This is a genomic window from Winogradskyella jejuensis, from assembly GCF_900129745.1.
GTDB classification, from domain to species: Bacteria; Bacteroidota; Bacteroidia; order Flavobacteriales; family Flavobacteriaceae; genus Winogradskyella; species Winogradskyella jejuensis.
Map to the genome: position 1 here is coordinate 808,308 of NZ_FQWS01000001.1, position 24,110 is coordinate 832,417.

Below are 24,110 nucleotides of genomic sequence, written 5' to 3' on the forward strand. Positions count from 1 at the left end.
TAATCGTTCTCTATTTATAAGTTTGTTCCCCAATTGTCTAATTCTTCTTTAGTCCATAAATCTGGAAAAAAAATACGCTTTTGATATTTTGGATGCATATATTTCTTCCAATCGCTACCTCCAGTCGCTTCGCCATCACCAATACCACTATCGATGTAATGCTTTGCCGCATTATAGTGTGCCATTACCCAAGTTACATTTACCGTGTAATCGTAGTGCCGCATAGCTTTGACTAAATCTTTATCCGCTTGATTTTCTTTTGGTAATTCTTTATAGCGCGTCCAGAGATTCTTTGTATTATATCTTTCCATAAATCTTAAGAACTCGTCTTTGTAGCGTGCTTCAAAGTTTTTTAAAAGAGTAGATTTTTTTCCTGTCTTGTGGTCTTTACCAGCCGCTTGCCAATACAAATGCTCAAAGGCATGAGTGTAAGGTGTTTTTCTATCAATATCTTTTCTAAAGCGATAGTCTATAAGATTTATTAGCTCTGTAGATGCAAACTCTATAAGTCTATATTGTGCACTTTGAAATCCACTTGCTGGCGTCAAGGTATATCTAAATTTCATGTATTGCTCTACTTCCATACCTTCTCTCATGATATTAAAAGATGTGGTTAGCATATCGAAATATCTTGAAATACGCATGATTTTACTTTCGAAAAACACAACATCTAGCTTTTCTTTTTCGGCTACCTGTGATATTTCCCAAAGTATCATTTTAAAAATCAACTCATTAATTTGATGGTAGGCAATAAAGACCATTTCATCTGGAAGTGTCGTTCTTTGGGTTTGAAGCGACAATAAAGCATCTGTCTTTATGTAATCCCAATAGGTAATAGGCTTACTATATAATAAACCTAAAAGATGGTCGTCTGTATCTTGATCAATACTGTCGTATTTCTCTTGAAGGGATTTTATAATATGTGAATAATCTGGTTGGTCTGACATATAACTTAATCATCAAATTGAACGACAAAGGAGTGCTTGAGTCCTTTGTATTGATCTAAATCTGCGCGGAGCGAACCTACAGCTAAATCGGCTTGAATTTTTAAAGGGATTTTATTTTTATCGGCGCTTACCCAAAGCGTTAAACTCTCTTCTTCCTTAAATACACGACCAGCCATTACGTATGGTCTAAATTTTAATGTTTTTACTTTTATTCGGTTGCCGTTAACCCTTACTTTAATGGTTTCTCGACCTAAAAATTTGAGCCTAAACGGATAGTTTTCTTCATCAAAAAACATACTTAATTTTACAACATCTCCAACCTTAATTTTATCTGTATCGTAATTGTTTCTTAGATAATAGAATGCAGAAACCATGTCTTGTACATTGGTATTGATGTCTATCTCTTTTACTGTTTTGTACTTTTTATTGTTAACTGTTGCTTTTTTCTTGTTGTGGTCAAAAGCAATTTCAATATCCTTGGTATGTCCTCCTTCGTCTATCTTTCTAATAAACTTGTATGGCAAACCTGTTTTGGCATCAAAATAACTCTCGTAACGGTCTTTTACTTTAAAAAACCATTTTATAGCTCCAGTAGTAGCTCCTTTGCCAACAACATGATAGACCTCTTTTCCATCAAACTTCTTTTGCTTGACATTTAGGGTAGCTTCACCAGCCTTAAGCCAGCCACTGTAGCTCATACGAAACTTGAACCACTCTCCATCTTGAAAAGCTGATTCTTGCTGCGCTAAAGCAATTTTGAAACTAGCAAATATTAAAAAAAATAGTAAAGGCTTTTTCATAATATATCTGTAATGCAAATGTAACTTTTATATCTACACTTAATTAGTTATACTTCAACATTTACAATTACTATTCCAAAAGTATTAAAAGTAAAAAACACCATCAATTATTGATAGTGTTTTTAACGCAAATAAAACAGTGCTTATTATAAAGTTCCTCTTTTTGCTTGCTCTCTTTCGATAGATTCAAAAAGCGCTTTAAAGTTTCCTGCACCGAAACCTTTTGCCCCCATTCTCTGAATAATTTCGAAAAATAAGGTTGGCCTATCTTCTACTGGTTTTGTGAAAATTTGCAGCAAATAACCTTCTTCATCGGCATCTATCATAATACCTAAGGCTTTCAACTTTTCGATATCTTCTCTAAGCTCATGGCTAAATTCTTCTAAACGACCCGGTACAGCTTTGTAATATTCTTCTGGTGGTGTAGATAGAAATTCGACCCCATTTTTTCGAAGTTGAGTTACCGTCTTGATGATATCATCTGTAGCTACGGCAATATGCTGTACGCCTGCGCCTTCATAAAAATCTAAATATTCTTCAATTTGAGAGCGTTTTTTGCCTTCAGCTGGTTCATTTATTGGAAATTTGATGCGTCCGTTTCCATTGGACATTACTTTACTCATCAAAGCGGAATACTCGGTATGGATTTGCTTATCGTCAAAGGATAAAAAATTCTCAAATCCCATAACGTCTTCGTACCATTTTACCCAAACATCCATCTGATTCCAACCTACATTTCCAACCATATGGTCAATGTATTTTAAACCTGCTGATGGCGGATTGTAATCTGACTCCCATTTAACAAATCCTGGTAAAAATGCGCCTTTGTAGTTTTTACGCTCTACAAACATATGTACTGTTTCTCCGTAGGTGTAAATTCCTGCTCTAACCACTTCGCCGTGTTCATCTTTTTGCACCTTAGGCTCCATATACGATTTTGCACCTCTTGAGGTGGTTTCTTTATACGCTTGCTTTGCATCATCTACCCACAATGCTACAATTTTCACACCATCGCCATGTTTTACAATATGGTCGTTAATCGGTGATTTACTATTTAGCGGCGTCGTAAGCATTAATTTAATTTTGTCTTGAGTTAACACATAACTCACCGAGTCTTTTGCCCCTGTTTCTAGCCCTCGATAGGCGTGAGACTGAAACCCGAAAGCCGTCTTATAAAAATGAGCTGCTTGTTTGGCATTGCCTACATAAAACTCTACGTAATCCGTACCTAAAAGCGGTAAGAAATCTTGCGCGCCTTCAAATATTTTTTCTAGTCCGTAATTGACTGATTTTATTTCTTTACTCATGATAAGTAGTTATTTTAAATGAGTTATCTTTTATTTTTATTCTAACCAAGATTTGTAGTAATCTTCATCTGCAATTTTTAGCGCTTCTTCAGTAACTTTTAAAGGCTTAAAAGTATCTACCATTACTGCCAATTCATCTGTTTTTACTTTGCCTATACTGCGCTCCATAGCTCCCGGATGTGGGCCATGAGGAATCCCAGCAGGATGCAGCGAAATATGACCAGCGTCAATATCATTACGGCTCATAAAATCTCCATCAACGTAATACAAAACCTCATCACTATCTATGTTACTATGATTGTAAGGAGCTGGCACTGCAAGTGGATGGTAGTCGTATAATCTTGGCACAAAACTACAGACCACAAAAGCATCGGTTTCAAAGGTTTGATGTACTGGTGGCGGTTGATGTACGCGACCTGTTATGGGTTCGAAATCATGAATAGAAAAAGCATACGGATAATTATACCCATCATAGCCCACGACATCGAAAGGATGTGAAGCATAAACCATATCAAAAATTTCGTCTTGCTTTTTTACTTTGATTAAAAAATCTCCCGATTCGTTATAAGTTTCTAATTCATGAGGTCTTCTAATATCGCGCTCGCAAAATGGTGAATGCTCTAATAATTGTCCAAACCAATTACGGTAACGTTTTGGTGTATAGATAGGACGATAAGACTCTACAATGAATAGTCGATTATCTTCAGTATCAAAATCTAGTTTGTAAATGATTCCTCTTGGTACTAACAAATAATCCCCATATTTAAAATCGAGATTACCCAAATGTGTTCTTAGTTTACCTGTTCCCTTATGAATAAAAATGAGCTCATCTGCATCCGTGTTTTTATAGAAATAATCTTTGGTAGATACCTTTGGTGCAGATAGAATAATATTACAATCGCTATTAGATAATACTATTTTTCGACTTTCTAAATAATCATCCTCTGGTTTTACCTTAAACCCATGAAAACGATACGACTTCATGTTATTTGCTTTAGCAATTTTTGGTGCTACACTGTATTGCGCATTAATAGCTTTCACCTGTGTTGGTCGCTGTTCGTGATAGCTATTGGTTGACATTCCATCGAAACCAATGGTGCCAAAAAGTTGCTCATAGTAAAAACTCCCATCAGGTTTTTTGAATTGTGTATGTCGTTTAGGAGGAATTTCTCCTAGCTTATGATAAAATGGCATTTCTTTATTTGTTTAGCTGTTAAGTCGTTTAAATGTTGAATCGTTAAACGTTCAAAAATTGACATTGTTTAAAGTTACAAAAAAAAGAAAGTGATAATTGTAACTATAGATTTTTGATGAGATACTGAAACAACACTTCGACTTTGCTCAGTGCAACGGTTCAGTATAATATAAATATCATTCTGGATTCCTTTTAATGAGGAAATGAAGGTAAAGTTTTAAATCTGTCCAGAATAATTTCATAACTACACAAATATCGGAAAAATTATAAGATTTTGAATTATTTCAACTTTATCAAAACCAGAACCCAACATTAAAGAACCAATAGCTTTCTTTTAGCTCTGGAGATATGGTGTACTTAACCTCTACTGGTCCTAAAAAAGTTTCTATAGAGTATCCAAGTGCATAACCTGAATAGTCTGGTGCAGTAAACCATTCGCCATCATCAAAAATATTATCATCTATATTGGCAAAATTTGCTGAAAGCATGATATGATGTTTTTTAAACATCTCATAATCTAAAGTAATATCAGCCTTTACAAAACTATTTCCTACTACCGAGACGTAATCGTAGCCATAAAATGAGCCAAAATTATTTATAAAATTCTGTCCGTAACCCCCAAATGCAAAATCTAAAAAGCTTGTAGAGCGGTCTCCTAACTGAAAACCTCCGGAAGTGTTTAAATGAACAGATAAATCTCCAAATGGACTAAAAGCATATCCTATATCGGCTTTAGCAATAGAAAAAGGCTCAAAATCGTTATTAAACCCATTTGCAGCAATGTACCAGTGCAATAGCCCATTAAACCAAAATCCATTATTTGGAAAATATTTATTGTCGTAAGTATCTACTTTAAAATTTCCGAAAAGGCTAAAATAATCCGTGTTTTCAAATACGAAATCCTCTGCAGTATTGTTGTTGTTTAAATTTTCTGTGGTAATCTTTAAGCGTTTATGCTCAAATCCAGCATTGAGCTCAAATTCTTTGGCTAGCAATGTCTGAAAATACAACTGATTTGTTTGGTCTTGCAACTCAACATCAACTTTATTAAGATTAACCAAAAGTGGGTCATCTGGCTGAAGTAGTAAATTGGCATTGACTAACCTATCGAACTGATTGTATCTAGACTTTAAGCCTATACTTATGTAAAAGCCCTTGTCAATAAAATAATCAAAATCGTACCGTATGTTATCCCCGAGGATAACATCTAGTGAGGCAAAATCATTATCAAACAACATTCGTTTTCGCGTAATATTAACTAGTGCAGCACTTTTGTAAAGACCATCGTAGTGCAAACCTAATTTTAAAAAAGTATTGGACTTAGATTCTCTAATCTTAGCTTCTAAATCATAAACACCTTCTGTTTCTGTAGATACAAAATTATAGCGTATAGCATCAAAATTATTTGTAGCAACTAGATTATTTACACCTTTATTCAATTGGTCGAAAGTAATATTATCATCACCTCTTAATTTCAACTTCCCAAGAATGTAAGAGCGTGTGTAACGCTTATTTCCAGATAGGAGTACGCCTCTAATTTTTATACTATCTGCAATTTTTAAATTGTCTTTTTTCCAAAAGTCTATTTGCGTTTTTTTTAAATCTATTAGTTCTTGTAGTTCTTTACGAGCAGCAACCTCGCCTGTCTTAACTATATCTTTACCTTCACTAAATGAGATTACAGAGAAATTAGTAATATCTGGCTTTATGTAGATATCGGTAAGCTTTCGCTTTACCTTCATATCGTTAATAGTTCTAAAATTATTTATCTGTAATAATATTTCTGGTGCAGACTCTAATTCTTTTCTATCTTTTAAATCATCTTGAACGTCTACTCCAATAATAATATCAATACCCTTAGCCCTAAGCTCTTCTATTGGGTAATTGTTAGTTACACCACCATCTATATATATTTTATCGTCTATTGGAACCGGTTGAAATAAAGATGGAAAAGCCCCACTTGCTGTAACAGCTTCAGCAAGGTTACCCTTATCCATAATTACAGGCATTCCGGTTTCTATATTTGTTGACATGCAGAAAAATGGAACTGGCAGCTTTGAAAAATCATCTATGTTTTTAACTGGCAACAATAACTTATATAGCAGATTATACACATTTTGACCTCGAGACAAGCCAGATGGAAGCTTTACTTTAAAGCCATCAAAAGGTAAGTTTAAAGCATAGCGTTCAGAATTGTTTCGCTCGATTAAAGATTTAGAATTTCTTGAAAATTTATCATTAATCAATACATCAAAATCAATAGTTTTGAAAATAGAGTCTAACTGTTTTCCTGAATAACCTGAGGAATATAAAGACCCAATTATAGCGCCCATACTTGTTCCTGCTATATAATCTACTTTAATACCAAGACTATCTATTACTTTTAATGTTCCAATATGCGCAAAGCCTTTTGCTCCACCGCCACTAAGCACTAATCCAACCTTAGGACGTTCTGTATCTTGAGCCATACTAACAGAAATTGACAAACAAAACAAAAGGGTAAAAATTACAGGCAGGTATGTAAATTTGGATTTCAAATTATTCTTTATGATAATAGTTATATACTTTATTTGCTCTTGATACACCAACTATGGCTTCGAGTTCATCTAACTTGGCATTTGCAATCCGTTTTACGGTTTTAAAACGCTTCATTAAATCTATAATTGTTTGTTCCCCTACGCCTGGTATATTTTCTAATTCGGTTTTAAGCGCTCCTTTACTACGTTTATTTCTATGATGCTCAATTCCAAAGCGGTGTGCTTCGTTTCTAAGTTGCTGAATAATTTTCAGGGTTTCGCTTTTTTTATCTAAATATAAAGGAATTGGGTCATCTGGATAAAATAATTCTTCTAAACGCTTTGCAATACCGATGATAGCGATTTTTCCTCTTAATCCTAAGATATCTAGACTCTTCAAAGCCGAAGATAATTGCCCTTTTCCTCCATCTATAATAATAAGTTGTGGTAATGGCTGATCCTCTTCAAGTAGTCGTTTGTAGCGTCTAAATACCACCTCTTCCATTGAGGCAAAATCATCAGGACCTTCTACGGTTTTTATATTAAAATGGCGATAGTCTTTCTTACTTGGCTTTCCATTTTTAAATACCACACAAGCCGCTACAGGATTTGTGCCTTGTATGTTAGAATTATCGAAACACTCGATATGTCTTGGCTCTTGAGATAATCTTAAATCTGCCTTCATTTGTGCCATAATACGATTAGCATGGCGGTCAGGATCTGTAATCTTAACCTGTTTTAACTTATCTAATCGGAAGTATTTTGCGTTTCGCTCTGACAAGTCTAAAATACTTTTCTTGTCACCAAGCTTGGGAACAGTAACCTTAACGTTATCTCCCAAATCTATTTTAAAAGGGACATAAATCTCTTTTGATTTAGAATGAAAACGTTGACGAATTTCTGTTACTGCGAGTTCTAACAAATCTTTATCTTCTTCTTGTAGTTTCTTCTTTATTTCTAGAGTATGTGACCGAATTATGGAGCCATAAGACAATTGTAAAAAGTTTACATAAGCATAGCTCTCGTCACTAACAATAGAAAACACATCAACATTGCTAATTTTAGGATTTACAACTGTAGATTTAGATTGGTAGTTTTCTAATATATCTAGTTTTTCTTTTACTTTTTGAGCATCTTCAAACTGCATATTATCGGCAAATGTTTTCATTTGCTTTCTGAACTGCTGCAAGGAGTCTTTAAAATTTCCTTTTAAAATTTCACGAATAGCAGCAATATTTGCATGATATTCTTCTTCTGTTTCTAAGCCTTCGCATGCACCTTTACAATTTCCTAAATGGTATTCTAAACAGACTTTATATTTACCTGCTTCGACCTTCTCTTCAGCCAAATGGTAATTACATGTACGTAATTGATACAACCCTTTAATTAAATCGAGTAAGGTTTTTACCGTTTTCATACTGGTGTAAGGCCCAAAATACTCAGAACCGTCTTTTATAACTCTTCGTGTTGGAAAGACCCTAGGAAAACGTTCGTTTTTTACACAAATCCAAGGATAAGATTTGTCGTCTTTAAGCATCACGTTATATTTTGGCTGATACTTTTTTATAAGATTGTTTTCTAGAAGCAGCGCATCACTTTCTGTCTCTACAACAATATGTTTAATCGTACTGATTTTTTTTACTAAAACTCGTGTTTTTCCGTAGTCGTGATTTTTAGTGAAATAAGAGCTTACCCGTTTTTTAATATCCTTTGCTTTACCAACATAGATTAAGTTGTCTTCGGCATCGTAATACTGATATACGCCAGGTTGATGGGGCAAGGTTTTTATTTGGATATCGAGTGCTGTTTCGGACATACACTCAAAGGTAATAAATCGTTTGAATTTGATGTTTTTTCAAAGGGTTTTATTACTACTTTCGCCGCACAAATTTTGAAACTTACTAAATGGTAAAACAACTGCTTGGACGCGTTGATAAAATAGACTTTCCTAGTCTAGATTTATCAGATATTGATGTAAAAATTGATACTGGTGCGTATACATCTGCTATACATTGTTCTCGTATAAACGAAATTGAAGGAAAACTACATTGTGTTTTTGAACATAAGGGTCATCCAAATTTTAAAACCAAGGAAATTATCTTTAACCAATACACCTATACGGATGTAAAAAGCAGTAATGGCATTAAAGAAAATAGATACAAAATAAAAACAGATGTTATTTTCTTTGGAAAAACTTATAAAATCAACTTAACTTTAAGCACTAGGGACGACATGAAGTTTCCTGTTTTAATAGGACGTCAATTTTTAAAGAAAAAATTTCTTGTTGATGTCGATTTAGAAAATCAATCCTTTAATGCTTCACAGCAATGAATATAGTTATCTTATCGCGTAATCCTAATCTTTACTCTACAAAACGATTAATAGAAGAAGGAGAAAATAGAGGACATGAAGTAGAAATAATAGACCCTCTAAAATGCGACATTATTATTGAACAAGAAAAACCAACTATATATTACAAAGACCGTTATTTGGACTATGTAGATGCTATTATACCTAGAATTGGTGCTTCGGTTACGTTTTTTGGTTGTGCTGTTGTTAGACAGTTTGAAATGATGAATGTCTTTACAACAGTTTCTTCAGATGCTATTTTACGCTCTAGAGATAAATTACGAAGTTTTCAGCGTCTGTCTAAAGCAGGTATTGGTATGCCAAAAACCGTATTTACCAACTATTCTAGAGATGTCGAAGAGGTTTTAGAACATGTAGGTGGCCCACCAGTAATAATAAAACTCCTAGAAGGCACACAAGGCCTTGGTGTTGTATTAGCAGAGTCTAAAAATGCTGCTAAATCTGTACTAGAGGCATTTAATGGATTGCAAGCCAGGGCTTTAGTACAAGAATATATTAAAGAAGCAAAAGGTGCAGACCTTAGAGCACTAATCGTAGATGGACAAGTTGTTGGGGCTATGAAGCGCCAAGGCGGCGAAGGTGAATTTCGCTCAAACTTACATCGTGGTGGGAGTGCCAATTTAATAAGACTTACCGAAGACGAGCTAAAACTAGCTATAAAAGCGGCTCGTGCCTTAAAGCTACCTGTGTGCGGAGTTGACATGTTACAATCAGCTCGTGGGCCTTTAATCATGGAAGTCAATTCAACACCCGGGCTTGAAGGTATTGAAGGTGCTACACAAAAAAATATTGCGCGTGCTATCATTACATTTATTGAGCGTAACAGAAAATAAAAGACAACTATTAAAAGATTTCCGTTTTAACGGAAAATGAATATGAGTGAAAAAGAGGTTTTAGATATTTTAGGTAAAAAAGTAGCATTAGGTGAAAGTGCAAAAGTGAGTTTTAATGTTGCAAAACTTCATACACAAAATACTATTGACGTTCCTGTAATTATTGAACGTTCTAAAAAACCTGGGCCCACGGTACTAATTACAGCTGGTATTCATGGAGATGAAGTTAATGGCGTTGAAATCGTAAGACAGGTCATTTCTAAAGGTATAAACAAACCTAAAAAGGGAACCATAATTTGTGTCCCCGTAATTAATGCTTTTGGATTTGTACATATGGATCGTTTGTTTCCAGACGGCAGAGATTTAAATCGTGTCTTTCCTGGTAGTAAAAATGGCTCTTTAGCGAGTAGAGTTGCTCATAAATTAATGACGGAAATCGTACCTCATGCCGATTTGATTTTAGATTTTCATACTGGTGGAGCAGACCGTTTTAATTCCGCTCATATACGCATTGTAAAAGGCGAATTGGTCTTAGACGAATTAGCTCAAGTCTTCGGTGCGCCGTTTATTTTTTATTCGAAAAATTTGAATAAATCCTTCAGAAATTCATGTTATAAATTGGGAATTCCTATGCTACTTTTTGAAGGTGGCAAATCTTTCCATATAGATAACACCATTACCAATACAGGCGTTAACGGCGTGAAACGCGTTTTACATCATTTAGAAATGTTAAACCGAAAATTTAAAGTTTCACGTCCAAAAAAAGAAGTTCTAAAAATTGACGAAAGTAAATGGGTACGCGCCAAATACTCTGGTATGTTTAGACCTACCATTAATGTAAATTCCAAAGTTGAAAAAGGGGATGTCATTGGTAATATTACAGACCCTTACGGTAGCTTTAACCATTTTGTAAAAGCCCCAAATAGTGGCTATGTTTTTAATGTTAATGAGTCGCCTATTATTTATCAAGGTGATGCTATTTTTCATATCTCTACAAAGCTTGAAGACTAATGACAAAAGCTCAATTACGAAAAAAATATAAAACACTACGACAAAAATTGAGCTTTGATGAAATTGAGGATAAAAGTCTAGCCATAGCCAATCAATTACTACAACTTAATATTTGGGAATTAGATTTCTATCACATCTTTTTGAGTATAGAAGAACAAAAGGAAATTAATACGGAATATATCTTAAATATCCTTGCCGGAAAAGACAAAAACATTGTGGTCTCTAAAAGTAATTTTGAAGATTATAGTATGTCTCACTTTTTGCTTACAGATAATACCAAACTTAAGAAGAACGAATACAAAATCCCTGAACCCGTTAACGGCATACCTATTCAACCAGAACAAATAGATGTAGTTTTTGTTCCGCTTTTAGGTTTTGATATAAAAGGTAATCGTATAGGTTATGGCAAAGGATTCTATGACCGATTTCTTTCTGAGTGTAAACCTGAAACTCTTAAAATTGGACTCTCTTTTTTTGAAGCTGAAACTAAAGAGTTTGAAATATTAGAAAATGATATAAAGTTGGATTATTGTGTAAGTCCAAACAAGATTTATAGTTTTAATTAGCCCTTGTTGACTTCTTTAAACGCTTTTCTATTAAACACAATCAAAATACCAATACCTGTACTAATAGCTACATCCGCTACGTTAAAAACAGGGTCGAAAAAAGAGATATATTTACCTCCAAAAAAAGGCACCCAATCTGGTAATACGCCAGAAAATAATGGAAAGTGTAACATATCTACCACATTACCATAAAACACACCAGCATAACCGCCACGTTCTGGTAAAAATGTAGCTACTTGCCCATAGCTATCACCAAAACACACACCATAGAATACGGAGTCTAAAATATTGCCTAAGGCTCCAGCGAAAATCAGTGAAATAGCAAAAATAAGCGTCCTTGTTTTTTGCTTTTTTATAACATCTAGCAACCAAAAGCCTATACCTGTAACTGCTATAATTCTAAATAGAGATAGGATAAGCTTGGCAGATTTATCGTTAATAAAAGAAAAAATGTCACTCAATTTAGTGCCCCAAGCCATGCCATCGTTTTCAACAAACAAAATCTTAAACCAAGAGAAAACCTCAACGTCTTCACCTAACTGAAAATGGGTCTTGATATAAATTTTACTGATTTGGTCTATCAATAAAATAACAATGATGACGAGTAAGGATTTTTTTAGTGACATAACAATCTTACTCTTGTTTTTTTACGGTAATATTGCCACCAACAGTAGATAGTTTCCAGAGATTAAACCCAAGCATATCGCTAGGAAAATCTACTAAACCATGATGTGAATCTGTTGAGATAACGGCATCTTTAGTCTTTACAAAAATATGTCCATCTATAGTTTTAATCGTTGCCAAACGTGCTAAGGCATTGATATTACAGCCACCTTGAGTGAGATTAATTTTTAACTCATTAAAATTTCCACTAGCATTCACAGAACCAATATCACTTTTGATTAATAGGTTTAAATTATCTGGCATTTTAATCTCTAAAGTCGCTGCTACTACCTTGTGTGCATTTCTTTTGTCATCTGGTGTTTCATGTAAAACCGTACGCTTTAAAGAAACTATTAACTGCTTGCCTTTTACTTCAGAAACTACTTGAAACTCATTACCATATTCACCATCAGATAATGACTTTAATGTGATTGTTTCCGTCACTTCGGTAATCACATAGATATTAAAAATCTGGTCGCCATTCATTATAATTTCAGAAATACCATTAGCAGAGAAGCTTTGCACCGCTTTATTCTGCGCAAAACCAAAAACTGAAATACACAAAAGGCCTGCAAATAAAAAAGTCTTGAAATGGGTATTCCAAGACTTTATGGTATTAAATTTATTCAAAATGAATTATTATTTCTGCATGTTTTTAGCCTCAATACTAAGTGTAGCATGAGGTACTAATTTTAAACGCTCCTTGTTTATGAGTTTTCCCGTAACTCTACAAACGCCATATGTTTTGTTTTCTATTCTAATAATAGCATTTTTCAAGTCACGTATAAACTTCTCTTGACGGATAGCTAAGGCCGAATTGGCTTCTTTACTCATCGTAGCGCTTCCTTCTTCAAAAGCCTTGAACGTTGGCGATGTATCGTCAGTACCATTATTGTGGTCGTTCATATAAGCACTTTTTATTAATTCTAAATCGTGCTCAGCTTTATCAATTTTATCTTGAATAAGTACTCTAAATTCTTCTAAATCCTTATCCGAATATCTGTTCTTTGTTTCCGAGGCCATATTTTAATGTTTTTGAATAAACAACTTGGTATTTACGTCGTCAAACACAATTTCTATACCATTGTTTAGGTTATCTACAATTTTTAAATCGTCTGTTAAGGTTTCCGTTTTAATGTAAGCTTCATTTGTATTGACTGCATCATTAATATTAACGTCGTTTTGTATTTGTACGTCAATTCTGTCAGTAACTTCAAAACCAGAGTCTTTACGTAAATTTTGAATACGATTTACCAACTCTCTAGCAATCCCTTCTCTACGTAATTCTTCATTAATAGTTACGTCTAATGCCACTGTTAATGCACCTTCATTAGCTACAAGCCATCCTTCGATATCTTGTGAGGTAATCTCAACATCATCGAGTCCCAATGTAATATTTTTTCCATTAATGTCAAGCTCAAAACGACCGTTTTGCTCCATTTTGTTAATATCTTCTGAAGTAAAACTATTTACTGCACTGGCAATCAACTTCATATCTTTACCAAAACGAGGTCCTAAAGCTTTAAAATTGGGCTTAATCTGTTTTACTAATATATCCGAAGCGTCCTCAAGCAATTCAATTTCCTTGATATTTACTTCGTGCTTTATTAAATCTGAAACGGCTTCAATTTCTTCTTTTTGCTGTGCACTTGCCACAGGAATCATAATTTTCTGTAACGGTTGACGTACCTTAATTTTCTCCTTTGCTCTTAAGGATAATACCAGAGAGGAAATGGTCTGGGCATTCTCCATTTTGCGTTCTAAAACCTTGTCTATTGCACTTTCATCCGCTACAGGAAACTCTGCTAAATGCACACTTTCAAAATTTTCTTTCTTGGTGACTGCATTTAAATCTAAATATAATCGGTCCATAAAGAATGGTGCAATTGGCGCTCCTAATTTAGCCAACGTTACCATACAGGTATAAAGCGTTTGGTATGCCGAAATTTTATCGGTTTGGTAATCGCCTTTCCAGAAACGTCTTCTACTTAAACGCACGTACCAGTTACTTAAGTATTCTTGGGTAAAGTTTGAAATGGCTCGTGCTGCCTTTGTTGGCTCGTATTCTGCATAAAATGCATCTACTTTTTGAATTAATGTATTTAATTCCGAAAGTATCCAACGGTCTATTTCTGGTCGTTCGTTTAGCGGAATATCCGCTTCAGAATAATCGAAACCATCCAAATTAGTATATAAGCTGAAGAATGAATACGTATTATAAAGTGTTCCGAAGAATTTACGCTTTACCTCTTCTATTCCATCGACATCAAACTTAAGATTATCCCAAGGATTTGCATTACTAATCATGTACCAACGTGTGGCATCTGCACCGTAAGTTGATAGTGTTTCGAATGGATCAGTGGCGTTACCCAGACGTTTAGACATTTTCTGTCCGTTTTTGTCTAACACCAATCCGTTAGACACTACATTTTTATAAGCTACGGAATCAAAAACCATCGTCGCAATAGCATGAAGTGTATAAAACCAACCACGTGTTTGGTCTACACCTTCGGCGATGAAGTCTGCTGGAAATGATTTATTCTCGTCAATCAATTCTTTATTTTCGAAAGGATAATGCCATTGTGCATAAGGCATAGAACCAGAGTCAAACCAAACATCTATCAAGTCGCTTTCGCGTTTCATCGGCTGCCCAGAATCTGAAACTAAAGTAATCTTATCAACAATGTTTTTATGTAAATCTATCTTTTCGTAATTGGCTTCAGACATGTTACCAACTTCAAAATCGACAAAAATATCTTCGGTCATAAAACCTGCTTTGATAGACTTGGCAATTTCAGCTTTTAAGTCTTCCACAGAGCCAATACAAACTTGCTCTTTTCCGTCTTCGGTACGCCAGATTGGTAACGGAATTCCCCAAAAACGCGAACGTGATAAATTCCAATCATTTGCATTTGCTAACCAGTTACCAAAACGACCTGTTCCTGTAGATTCTGGTTTCCAGTTAATGCCCATGTTTAGCTCGTGCATGCGACCTTTTACATCGGTCACTTTTATGAACCAAGAATCTAAAGGATAGTATAAAATTGGCTTATCTGTACGCCAGCAATTTGGATAACTGTGCTTGTATTTTTCAACCTTAAAGGCTTTATTTTCGGTTTTTAATTTGATGGCAAGCTCTACATCAATAGATTTTTCTGGTGCTTCGCCCTCGTCGTAATATTCGTTTTTAACGTATTTACCGCCAAACTCACCTAATTCTTTTCTGAATTTACCTTGTAAATCTACAAGCGGCACCAAATTATCGTTCTCATCTTTTACTAAAAATGGTGGAATTTCTGGCGTGGCTTGCTTTGCCACTAAAGCATCATCCGCACCAAATGTTGGCGCCGTGTGAACAATTCCTGTTCCGTCTTCAGTTGTTACAAAATCTCCAGAGATAACTCTGAATGCGTTTTGTTTATTTTTGAATTCTAAGTTGAAGTCTAAAAGCTGCTCGTAAGTAATTCCGACTAAATCGGCACCTTTAAATTCCTTTACAACATAGTAAGGGATTTTTTTATCACCTGAATTATAAGCTAAAAGCTCAGACTTTTCTTCAACCAAATTGAATTTTCCAGCAAATTGTTTGTTTACCAAACTCTTTGCTAAAACAACGTTCATTGGTTTAAACGTATACTGATTATAAGTTTCAATTAAAACATAATCAATCTTAGGCCCAACCGTTAAAGCCGTATTACTTGGCAATGTCCATGGTGTTGTTGTCCATGCCAAAAAGTAGACGTCGCCTTCGTTTTGTAAAAAATCTGGAAGAGTATCTGCGTTGGCTTTAAATTGCGCCACAACCGTCGTATCAGTCACATCTTGATACGTTCCTGGTTGATTGAGCTCATGAGAACTTAAACCTGTTCCTGCTTTTGGAGAATAGGGTTGAATCGTATAACCTTTGTACAATAAATCTTTATCGTAAATCTGTTTCAGCAACCACCAAACAGATTCCATATATTTGGATTTGTAGGTCACATATGGATCATCCATATTAACCCAATAGCCCATTTTTTGGGTCAAATCATTCCAAATATCTGTGTAACGCATCACTGCTTTTTTACACGCGGCATTGTATTCTTCTACCGTAATTTTTTTGCCAATATCTTCTTTGGTAATGCCAAGTTCTTTTTCAACTCCAAGTTCAATTGGTAAACCGTGCGTGTCCCAACCTGCTTTTCGTTTTACCTGAAAACCTTTCATGGTTTTATAACGCGGAAAAATATCCTTAATAGCACGTGCTAAAACATGGTGAACACCTGGCAATCCGTTGGCTGAAGGTGGACCTTCAAAAAAAACGTAAGGTGGTTTTCCTTCGCGAGTGGTTACAGATTTATTGAAGATATCGTTAGCTTCCCAATAGTTACTAATTTCATCGGCAACATTTGGTAAGTTAAGTCCTTTATATTCAGGGAACTTTTGACTCATTTTTCGCATTTCTAATAAGGATGCGAAAATACTAATTTTTGTGTAATTTCCTGAGCTGAAAGACTCAAAAAACACCTAATTACTCTGATGTAAACTATTTTAGCTTAAAGAAATACTAGAGTCTAAATCAACTAACTTATTTTTAAGCGCATAAATTACTAAACCTGCAATATTATTAGATTCTGTTTTTAAGAGTAAATTGCTACGATGTGTCTCTACTGTTCTTGCACTTATACCTAACCTTTCTCCTATGTCTTTTGTTTTTAGCTGTCTACAAATCAACTCTAAAACTTGGAGTTCTCTATCTGTGAAATAATCTGCATCAAGCTCTGATTTAATTGATTTATTACTCTCTGCATCTTCTGCTATGTATTGCTGGACAGTATCATCGTAACAAAAACCTTTTTCGTGGACCTCTTTAATTGTAGAAACCATTAATGATGGCGAACTGTTTTTTGCCAAATACGCTGAAGCCCCAATTGAAATCATATTAAGTATAAATGGCTTACTAAAATAACTTGTTAATGCTATTATTTTAACCTCAGGAAACTCATCTCTGATAATTTTAGTTGTTTCAACACCGTTAAGTTCTGGCATTTTTAAATCTGTGACTATGATACTCGGTTTAACCTTAGCTGTTCTTAATTTTTTTATGAGTTTTTGTCCATTTTCTGCATCGAAAAGTACATCTATACTTTCTTCATTTTGAAGTATAGCCTTAACGCCTTGACGAAAAAGCAACTCGTCATCAGCAATAGCTATTTTAATCTCATTTTCCATATTTACAGCGGATTAAAAAAGTACTTCCTTTGTTAATTTGACTATCAAATTCTAAACTACCATTTAAAATTCTTACTCGACTACTAATATTTTGTAATCCAATCCCAGCTTTTTGCTTTACTTCATCTACATCAAAACCAACACCATTATCTTGATACCTTAGCGAATATCCAGAGTCTTTTTGCTGTATAAATATAACTAATTCGTCTGCCTTTCCGTGGCGAATAGAATTATTAATAAGCTCCTGCACTATTCTAAAAACGTGCAATTGATGACTTTCTGACAATGAAAAATCTTCAATATCATGCTGAATGTCTATGTTTGTATTTTTACTGAATTCTTCGAATAGTTCCTCTAGTGCTGCTTTTAACCCAAATTTTTCTAGAATGGGCGGTAATAAATCGTGAGCAATTTTTCTAGAGCTTTCTAGTGTTGTAGATGTAATACCCAAAATTTGTTCTAGAGTTTCTTTTTGCTTTTTGGTTATTTCTTTATCGCCTAAAAGCACATTAGTTGTTAGGCTCACAATATTAAGCTTAGAACTAATCGCATCGTGCAAATCTTGGGCTATTCGTTTTCTTTCTTCTTCTTGTATTGCAATAGATGTTTGCAATATTTTCTGTTGATGTTCTATTTTTAGATTGGCTTTTTCGCGCTCTTTTTCAATTACTTTTTTTCTTGAAAAAAAGAAAAACAGAATAAGCCCTAAAGTAACTAGAGCCAAAAATATAGTTGCAACGAGAAGAACTAAAATTACACTGCCTTCTTCACCCGGAAATTTTTCCACCATTCTACTACAAATAAAAGTAAACAAATATTCCAGAATATCGCATTTAAGCTCCAAAGGTAACCTGCAATGTATTTTGTTGACTCCTCAGAATTAAGGACATAAGCCAAAATAAATAGCAAGGTACTAATTGTTATATAGATTAGCAGCCCAATATTAACATACATATAAGGTAATTTTTGCTCTATTGCATTATATGTATACATAACAGCAAAAACACTAATGGGAAAAGAACAAATAAATACCTCAAAAGGATGAAATGCTACAATATTATAATAACCTAATAGACCGCCTAAGTAATATATGGTGAGCAAAGGAATTACTAATTTTAACGTTACACTAACTGTCTTTTTTTGCTTCCCAAATAATAACACCATGTAAAATAAGGACAATGTTAGAAAACGTAATGAAAAGTAAAAGTGAGATATAAACAAGTTATTTTTTCCTAAGCTATGATAATAGCTAGTAATTGAACTTATAATTAATATAACAGATAAAAAAGTAAAGAATATAATATAGCGTTTGCTTCTACTATTTTTCTTGTAACTTATTAAATACAATATAAATACAATTACAGTTAAAGCATCTGAAATGTATGACAGCAAATAATCCACTAAATAAAATTATTTATGATTTAAAGGGCTATTTTCATCGCAGTGCCTTGGACAAGGCAATGAAAAATCAAAAGCTCCACTACCGTTTAAATCTGATTTATTGAAAGGAGCATCAATTTCTCCCTCTACCATATCTCGTTCTACACCTGTACTATCTTTCATAGTTCCTACCATTACTAGTGTCTGCCCATTTGCATCCGCTTGTTTAGGATTAACAGCTAAATAAGCGCGTATACTTGAGCTTTGTACATCATGCAATGTAATTACACCTTTGCTTTCTTGTAGTACTTTCATTTCTTTAAGAATATCAACAATAGTTTCACAACTGATTAAAAATGCTTTAGCGTCACCAGACTTCATGTTGTCTTGATAATTTTTTGTCCAGTTTTTAGCGTCTTCAATAGAAATTAAATTTTTACTCATAAGGATTTAGTTTTTAGGGATTAATTCTTAAAAATACAGAAATTTATTACAAAAAGTCAACAACAATATTAATTATGAAACTAAAAATCCAACTAAATCCTCAATCTTAGAAATTAGTTGAACTTTAATTTTAGTGTTCTTTAGACTTATCTTGTTATATTTTGATACAAATATGGTAGAAAATCCTAATTTTTCAGCTTCAATGATTCGCTGTTCTACGCGCTGAACTGGCCTTATTTCTCCAGACAAACCCACTTCTGCAGCAAAACAAAAGTCGCTTTGCAAGGCTTCGTCTTCATTAGAGGATAATATAGCGGCTACTACGGCTAAATCTATAGCAGGGTCATCGACCGTTATGCCTCCTGTGATGTTTAAAAACACATCTTTTGCACCTAATCTAAAACCTGCTCGCTTCTCTAAAACAGCCAATAGCATATTGAGTCTCTTTGCGTTAAAACCCGTTGCAGAACGTTGTGGTGTACCATAAACTGCAGTACTTACCAATGCTTGAACTTCTATCATTAGTGGACGCATGCCTTCTAAAGTTGCTGCAATAGCATTCCCCGACAACTCACCATCTTTTTCGGAGATTAAAATCTCTGAAGGATTACTCACTTCTCGTAATCCAGACCCTTGCATCTCATAGATTCCTAACTCGTTTGTTGAACCAAAACGGTTTTTGTTGGTACGCAATATTCTAAAAACATGATTGCGGTCACCTTCAAACTGAAGTACCGTATCTACCATATGCTCTAAAATTTTTGGCCCTGCAATATTTCCGTCTTTGGTAATATGCCCAATAAGTAAAACAGGAGTTGCTGTTTCTTTAGCAAATTTGATAAGCTCTGTTGTGCATTCTTTTATTTGAGAGATACTTCCTGATGAAGACTCAATATAATCACTATGAAGGGTTTGAATAGAATCTACAATAACAATATCTGGCTCTAAAGCTTCAATTTGTTTAAAAATATTCTGCGTTTTTGTTTCGGTTAGGATATAGCAATTCTCGCTATTGGGTTGAATACGCTCAGCACGCATTTTTATTTGTTTTTGGCTTTCTTCTCCAGAAACATAAAGTGTTTTATACTTTAACTTTAAAGCTATTTGAAGTAACAACGTACTTTTCCCAATCCCAGGTTCTCCACCGAGTAATGTTAATGAGCCTGGCACCATTCCGCCACCAAGTACACGATTAAACTCCTCATCTTGCATATTCAGCCTTGCATCTTGGCTACCATCAATCTCTTTGATTTTTAATGGTTTTGATACACGTTTTGAAGATGTTAATGATGGCGATTTCCAATCGCTTTTTTCTGGCTTTTGAATAACTTCTTCAACAATAGTATTCCATTGTTTGCAAGCCGTACATTGGCCTTGCCATTTGCTATACTGACTGCCACAACTCTGGCAGAAAAAAGTTGTTTTTACTTTTGTTTTCGCCATATTTAATACCCAAAATCACGCTTAATAGCTTCGGCCTTTTCTAGCATATCATCTTTGGTAATGCCGCCGATTTCTTCCAAAATATAACCAGATTGAAATACCTTCATTGCTTTTTTAGATTCTCCAATGTTTTCTAAATACAAGCCTTTGTAATAGCTAGGTAATACCGTATCTGGATAATGAGCTTTAGCTAGCTTAGATAAATCTTCATAATATTCCCATTTTTGGTTCTTTTTAATGGCAGCAGCTATGGCTTTAAAATCATTAATTAAGATTTGCTTTTCTATTCCAAAAAGGTCTTTTATAATTTGATACTTTTTTTCAAGATACTCTACTGGAGAACCTTCGAGCTTAAGTATGGATTCTTTATATTCTTTTTTACTGATAGGCTGAAAAACAAAAAATATAGATTCTAAAGCCTTGGGTATGGCGTGCGCTGGCATGGCATAATGTGTTGGACCGTCGAACTCTTTGAAAGTATAAAGCAGGTTATTACTTTCTACACTTTTTAAGGTATTATCTAATATTTTAGCTGATTCCATGATGTGTTTTACATCCATATTAGACACTGCCAAGTAATAAAACACTTTCTGCTCAACTGTTTTTAATCGCTCACTAAGATAGTTTTCCATATCCAAAGCCAAGTCTGGACTTATAGCTACATAAGCATTAAAGACAGGATTGCTTCTTATTAAATAGTAATTAATGAAATTTGCCGTTTCTCCATGACCAACAGCAACTCTAAAGGTTTCTGTTTTGTAATTATCTTCGATAAAAGGAATGAGCTCTTTACCAACAAATTCGAAAAATTCTGCACCACTTTCTATAGGCAGAGAATTTTGTTCTGAGTAAGCGAGGTCATCTTCTCTAGATTCTACTTGGTTAATGCCAACTACAATAGATTCAGGAATATCTTCCCAATAGGCATAGTAATCTACATTTCCTGCTACAGCTTCAAATAAATAATCGCCATCAAAGACATAAATTACGGGATATGCTTTATCATCATCGTCTGAATATCCTCTAGGAAGCAGTATCTTCAACTCTCTATCCTCTCCTAAAATTTGGGAGGATATAGATTTGTAAGTCGCTTGAGAAAAACACAATAAACCTGTGAATAGCAGTAGAAATGTTACCTTGACCTTATTCATTTTTTAGTTGGTTATGGGTTACTAAGGCAAGGTAAAAAATATTTCTAAACCATAGTGTGCTTTCTGTTATAGATTGGCAAGTATATCAATGAAAGTCCGCCTAAAATAATTGTCATCAAAGTTTGCGAGCCCCAAAGCACCCAACCAAAGGCAAAACTAGGATTTTTAGCAATATTAAAAATTGAAAATGCCGCGTAAACTGCTGCAGGATAAGCGCCAGTACCACCATTAGTTGCAGCAATACTAAAACTTGCTGAAATAAATCCTATTAAAACCGCTGCTATTGGAATACCTTCTAAACTATCGAAAGCAAAAGTAGTTGTATAGAACATTAACAGATACATCCCCCAAATAAAAAGCGTGTGACCAATAAAAGCCCACTTTTTCTTCATTTTAAAGATGCTTAATGCTCCCTCAATAAGTCCTCTTATAAAATTATTTATTTTTTGAATTATTTTAATCTCACTTTTCCTAAAAGCGAATAAAACTACTAACCCTACAACTCCAATAACTCCTAGTATTAAAAGTGTTTTTACACTTAATTTTTCGGAAAAAAACTGAACTATAAACTGAAATTGAAGTATTAAGGTTATCAGGATGATAATAAGCATTACAATCATGTCTGCAACACGCTCAGCTATAATAGTTCCAAAACCTTTTTCGAAAGGAACACCTTCATAATTGGTTAAAATTGATGCCCTAGCCACTTCTCCAGACCTAGGGATACCATAGTTTATAAGATATGTAGCAAAAACGGCCATAAGGCTATTTTTAAACTTTACGTTATATCCTAAAGGTTCTAACATAAAGAGCCAACGATAAGCTCTGGACATATGACTTAATGTAAGACAAAATACGCTTAGTAAAATCCAACGATAGTCAGCATTCTTAGCCTCTTCTATAATTTTATCTAAGGGAACTTTACTTAAAGAATACCAAACCAGGCCAATACTCAATAAAATGGGTAGAGCAATGGTTAATACTTTTTTAAGTTTTGGTTGCAAGGAACTATTTTAAAAGATTATTCTCTTCATTAGGAAATACTAAAGAGGGCTTAAAGACTTTGGCGTCTTCTATATCCATAAAAGCATAGGTAATAAGTATAAGCACATCACCAGGAGCTACCAAACGCGCAGCAGCACCATTAAGTGTTATCTCTCCGCTGTTTCGTGGACCAGGAATAGCATATGTTTCAAGACGTGCACCATTGTTATTATTAACAATTTGTACTTTTTCACCTTGAATAATATTTGCAGCGTCCATTAAGTCTTCGTCAATAGTAATGCTACCAATATAATTAAGGTCTGCACCTGTAACTTTTACGCGATGAATTTTAGATTTTACTACTTGAATTTGCATGAGGCAAAGGTAATTAATTTAGGGCGATATTATCTATTAATCTTATATCGTCTGCATATGCAGCTATAAAAGCTCTATATGTTTTTTTTGTTGATTTTCTTTTTACTGGTTTTAGGGTTTTTACATCCGCAATTAAAAAATACTCTAGCTCTAAAAGCTCTTGTCTTTCAAATTGCTTCGTCACCCATTCCGTAACTGCTTTAGCACTTTTTGTGCCAAACTTTGCTTTGGCAGTTTTTAATGTTTTGTAGATAAATGGCGCTGCTGCTCTGTACTCTGGCTTCAATCTTTCGTTACGAGAACTCATAGCTAAACCATCTGATGCTCTAAAAATTGGGCAACCTATTATTTTAGTTGGTATTTTATGAAGTTCTACCAGCTTTTTTACAATTTGTAACTGCTGAAAATCCTTTTGACCAAAATACGCATGGTCTGGTTGAACAATTTCTAAAAGGCGTTTTACAATTGTACCCACGCCATCGAAATGCCCTGGACGAAAGGCTCCTTCCATTTCATACTCTAACCCATCAAACTTAAAACTTTGGGACACTGTATTGCTTTCATAAATATCTTCTACACTAGGAGCGTAGACAAATATCTTTGAATCTGACACTGTTTTAAGTAATTCTACATCCCTTTCAAGAGTTCTGGGATACTTTTCTAAATCTTCAGCGTTATTAAACTGAGTAGGGTTTACAAAAATACTTACTACTACGTAATCGTTATTCTTTAATCCAAAATTGACTAGAGATAAATGCCCTTGATGAAGCGCACCCATGGTAGGCACAAAACCAATAAACTGACTTTCAGCTTTTAGAAATTTTACAAAATGTATTAAATCCGATTTTTTATGAAAAATTTTCAACTCTGTAACATAAGTTTAACGGGTGCAAACTTAAGATTTTACTAGCAAA

The 24,110-nt window shown here is 34.3% G+C and carries 22 protein-coding genes; 4 read left to right on the forward strand and 18 right to left on the reverse strand.

Annotated elements, in window-relative coordinates:
- Positions 1-14: 14 nt before the first annotated feature.
- From BUB95_RS03830 to uvrC, 6 genes are all read right to left on the reverse strand, one after another.
- Positions 15-947: a tryptophan 2,3-dioxygenase family protein gene (locus BUB95_RS03830; RefSeq protein ID WP_073083338.1), complete on the reverse strand. Its 933-nt coding sequence runs from the start codon at positions 945-947 to the stop codon at positions 15-17.
- A gap of 5 nt (positions 948-952) precedes the next feature.
- Complete coding sequence (locus BUB95_RS03835) at positions 953-1,747, reverse strand: DUF3108 domain-containing protein (protein WP_073083341.1); 795 nt, start codon at positions 1,745-1,747, stop codon at positions 953-955.
- Positions 1,748-1,893: 146 nt separating this feature from the next.
- Positions 1,894-3,054, reverse strand: coding sequence for a 4-hydroxyphenylpyruvate dioxygenase (gene hppD / locus BUB95_RS03840; protein ID WP_073083345.1), 1,161 nt, complete (start codon positions 3,052-3,054; stop codon positions 1,894-1,896).
- Between the two features lie 36 nt (positions 3,055-3,090).
- Positions 3,091-4,248 (reverse strand): homogentisate 1,2-dioxygenase, encoded by a 1,158-nt coding sequence (locus BUB95_RS03845; protein WP_073083348.1) that lies wholly within the window; start codon positions 4,246-4,248, stop codon positions 3,091-3,093.
- A gap of 294 nt (positions 4,249-4,542) precedes the next feature.
- Positions 4,543-6,717, reverse strand: a complete 2,175-nt coding sequence (locus BUB95_RS03850; RefSeq protein ID WP_073083351.1) for a patatin-like phospholipase family protein — start codon at positions 6,715-6,717, stop codon at positions 4,543-4,545.
- Positions 6,718-6,787: 70 nt separating this feature from the next.
- A complete protein-coding gene (gene uvrC / locus BUB95_RS03855; RefSeq protein WP_073083354.1) occupies positions 6,788-8,581 on the reverse strand; it encodes an excinuclease ABC subunit UvrC in 1,794 nt (597 codons plus the stop codon).
- Positions 8,582-8,670: 89 nt separating this feature from the next.
- On the opposite strand from uvrC, the gene BUB95_RS03860 reads away from it, so the two are divergent.
- The 4 genes from BUB95_RS03860 to BUB95_RS03875 are packed head-to-tail and all read left to right on the forward strand — an operon-like array spanning position 8,671 to position 11,545.
- On the forward strand, positions 8,671-9,096 hold the full coding sequence (locus BUB95_RS03860; RefSeq protein WP_073083358.1) for an ATP-dependent zinc protease family protein: 426 nt from the start codon (positions 8,671-8,673) through the stop codon (positions 9,094-9,096).
- A complete protein-coding gene (gene rimK, locus BUB95_RS03865) occupies positions 9,093-9,968 on the forward strand; it encodes a 30S ribosomal protein S6--L-glutamate ligase (protein ID WP_073083361.1) in 876 nt (291 codons plus the stop codon). Before BUB95_RS03860 ends, rimK begins: the two co-directional genes overlap by 4 nt.
- Before the next feature lie 42 nt (positions 9,969-10,010).
- Entirely contained in the window at positions 10,011-10,979 is a 969-nt protein-coding gene (locus BUB95_RS03870; RefSeq protein ID WP_073083365.1) for a succinylglutamate desuccinylase/aspartoacylase family protein, read from the forward strand.
- Entirely contained in the window at positions 10,979-11,545 is a 567-nt protein-coding gene (locus BUB95_RS03875; protein WP_073083368.1) for a 5-formyltetrahydrofolate cyclo-ligase, read from the forward strand. Before BUB95_RS03870 ends, BUB95_RS03875 begins: the two co-directional genes overlap by 1 nt.
- Here the strand turns inward: BUB95_RS03875 and BUB95_RS03880 are convergent.
- From BUB95_RS03880 to panC, 12 genes are all read right to left on the reverse strand, one after another.
- Positions 11,542-12,171, reverse strand: a complete 630-nt coding sequence (locus tag BUB95_RS03880) for a lipoprotein signal peptidase (RefSeq protein ID WP_073083371.1) — start codon at positions 12,169-12,171, stop codon at positions 11,542-11,544. The two genes, BUB95_RS03875 and BUB95_RS03880, sit on opposite strands and share 4 nt — an antisense overlap.
- 7 nt (positions 12,172-12,178) lie before the next feature.
- Positions 12,179-12,838, reverse strand: a complete 660-nt coding sequence (locus BUB95_RS03885) for a hypothetical protein (RefSeq protein WP_143185562.1) — start codon at positions 12,836-12,838, stop codon at positions 12,179-12,181.
- 9 nt (positions 12,839-12,847) lie between these two features.
- The gene (locus tag BUB95_RS03890) at positions 12,848-13,231 is read right to left on the reverse strand and encodes a TraR/DksA family transcriptional regulator (protein WP_073083378.1); all 384 of its coding nucleotides are present in this window, start codon (positions 13,229-13,231) and stop codon (positions 12,848-12,850) included.
- A gap of 3 nt (positions 13,232-13,234) precedes the next feature.
- Positions 13,235-16,639: an isoleucine--tRNA ligase gene (gene ileS, locus BUB95_RS03895; protein WP_073083380.1), complete on the reverse strand. Its 3,405-nt coding sequence runs from the start codon at positions 16,637-16,639 to the stop codon at positions 13,235-13,237.
- 99 nt (positions 16,640-16,738) lie between these two features.
- Positions 16,739-17,419, reverse strand: coding sequence for a response regulator transcription factor (locus tag BUB95_RS03900; protein ID WP_073083383.1), 681 nt, complete (start codon positions 17,417-17,419; stop codon positions 16,739-16,741).
- Positions 17,409-18,233: a sensor histidine kinase gene (locus tag BUB95_RS03905; RefSeq protein ID WP_234969238.1), complete on the reverse strand. Its 825-nt coding sequence runs from the start codon at positions 18,231-18,233 to the stop codon at positions 17,409-17,411. Before BUB95_RS03905 ends, BUB95_RS03900 begins: the two co-directional genes overlap by 11 nt.
- A 596-nt stretch (positions 18,234-18,829) precedes the next feature.
- The gene (locus BUB95_RS03915) at positions 18,830-19,243 is read right to left on the reverse strand and encodes a hypothetical protein (protein WP_073083393.1); all 414 of its coding nucleotides are present in this window, start codon (positions 19,241-19,243) and stop codon (positions 18,830-18,832) included.
- Between the two features lie 72 nt (positions 19,244-19,315).
- A complete protein-coding gene (radA, locus tag BUB95_RS03920; RefSeq protein WP_073083395.1) occupies positions 19,316-20,686 on the reverse strand; it encodes a DNA repair protein RadA in 1,371 nt (456 codons plus the stop codon).
- 2 nt (positions 20,687-20,688) lie between these two features.
- Positions 20,689-21,837, reverse strand: coding sequence for an alpha/beta hydrolase (locus tag BUB95_RS03925; RefSeq protein WP_073083397.1), 1,149 nt, complete (start codon positions 21,835-21,837; stop codon positions 20,689-20,691).
- Positions 21,838-21,881: 44 nt separating this feature from the next.
- The gene (locus BUB95_RS03930) at positions 21,882-22,841 is read right to left on the reverse strand and encodes a lysylphosphatidylglycerol synthase transmembrane domain-containing protein (protein WP_073083399.1); all 960 of its coding nucleotides are present in this window, start codon (positions 22,839-22,841) and stop codon (positions 21,882-21,884) included.
- A 4-nt stretch (positions 22,842-22,845) separates the two neighbouring features.
- Complete coding sequence (panD, locus tag BUB95_RS03935) at positions 22,846-23,196, reverse strand: aspartate 1-decarboxylase (protein ID WP_073083401.1); 351 nt, start codon at positions 23,194-23,196, stop codon at positions 22,846-22,848.
- A gap of 13 nt (positions 23,197-23,209) precedes the next feature.
- Positions 23,210-24,061 (reverse strand): pantoate--beta-alanine ligase, encoded by an 852-nt coding sequence (gene panC / locus BUB95_RS03940; RefSeq protein WP_073083402.1) that lies wholly within the window; start codon positions 24,059-24,061, stop codon positions 23,210-23,212.
- Positions 24,062-24,110 lie beyond the last annotated feature (49 nt).

Bases quoted from the DNA above. Each gene is read 5' to 3' on its own strand.
- BUB95_RS03830 (WP_073083338.1), bottom strand. From the start codon at position 947: ATGTCAGACCAACCAGATTATTCACATATTATAAAATCCCTTCAAGAG.
- BUB95_RS03835 (WP_073083341.1), bottom strand. From the start codon at position 1,747: ATGAAAAAGCCTTTACTATTTTTTTTAATATTTGCTAGTTTCAAAATT.
- hppD (WP_073083345.1), bottom strand. From the start codon at position 3,054: ATGAGTAAAGAAATAAAATCAGTCAATTACGGACTAGAAAAAATATTT.
- BUB95_RS03845 (WP_073083348.1), bottom strand. From the start codon at position 4,248: ATGCCATTTTATCATAAGCTAGGAGAAATTCCTCCTAAACGACATACA.
- BUB95_RS03850 (WP_073083351.1), bottom strand. From the start codon at position 6,717: ATGGCTCAAGATACAGAACGTCCTAAGGTTGGATTAGTGCTTAGTGGC.
- uvrC (WP_073083354.1), bottom strand. From the start codon at position 8,581: ATGTCCGAAACAGCACTCGATATCCAAATAAAAACCTTGCCCCATCAA.
- BUB95_RS03860 (WP_073083358.1), top strand. From the start codon at position 8,671: ATGGTAAAACAACTGCTTGGACGCGTTGATAAAATAGACTTTCCTAGT.
- rimK (WP_073083361.1), top strand. From the start codon at position 9,093: ATGAATATAGTTATCTTATCGCGTAATCCTAATCTTTACTCTACAAAA.
- BUB95_RS03870 (WP_073083365.1), top strand. From the start codon at position 10,011: ATGAGTGAAAAAGAGGTTTTAGATATTTTAGGTAAAAAAGTAGCATTA.
- BUB95_RS03875 (WP_073083368.1), top strand. From the start codon at position 10,979: ATGACAAAAGCTCAATTACGAAAAAAATATAAAACACTACGACAAAAA.
- BUB95_RS03880 (WP_073083371.1), bottom strand. From the start codon at position 12,171: ATGTCACTAAAAAAATCCTTACTCGTCATCATTGTTATTTTATTGATA.
- BUB95_RS03890 (WP_073083378.1), bottom strand. From the start codon at position 13,231: ATGGCCTCGGAAACAAAGAACAGATATTCGGATAAGGATTTAGAAGAA.
- ileS (WP_073083380.1), bottom strand. From the start codon at position 16,639: ATGAGTCAAAAGTTCCCTGAATATAAAGGACTTAACTTACCAAATGTT.
- BUB95_RS03900 (WP_073083383.1), bottom strand. From the start codon at position 17,419: ATGGAAAATGAGATTAAAATAGCTATTGCTGATGACGAGTTGCTTTTT.
- BUB95_RS03915 (WP_073083393.1), bottom strand. From the start codon at position 19,243: ATGAGTAAAAATTTAATTTCTATTGAAGACGCTAAAAACTGGACAAAA.
- radA (WP_073083395.1), bottom strand. From the start codon at position 20,686: ATGGCGAAAACAAAAGTAAAAACAACTTTTTTCTGCCAGAGTTGTGGC.
- BUB95_RS03925 (WP_073083397.1), bottom strand. From the start codon at position 21,837: ATGAATAAGGTCAAGGTAACATTTCTACTGCTATTCACAGGTTTATTG.
- panD (WP_073083401.1), bottom strand. From the start codon at position 23,196: ATGCAAATTCAAGTAGTAAAATCTAAAATTCATCGCGTAAAAGTTACA.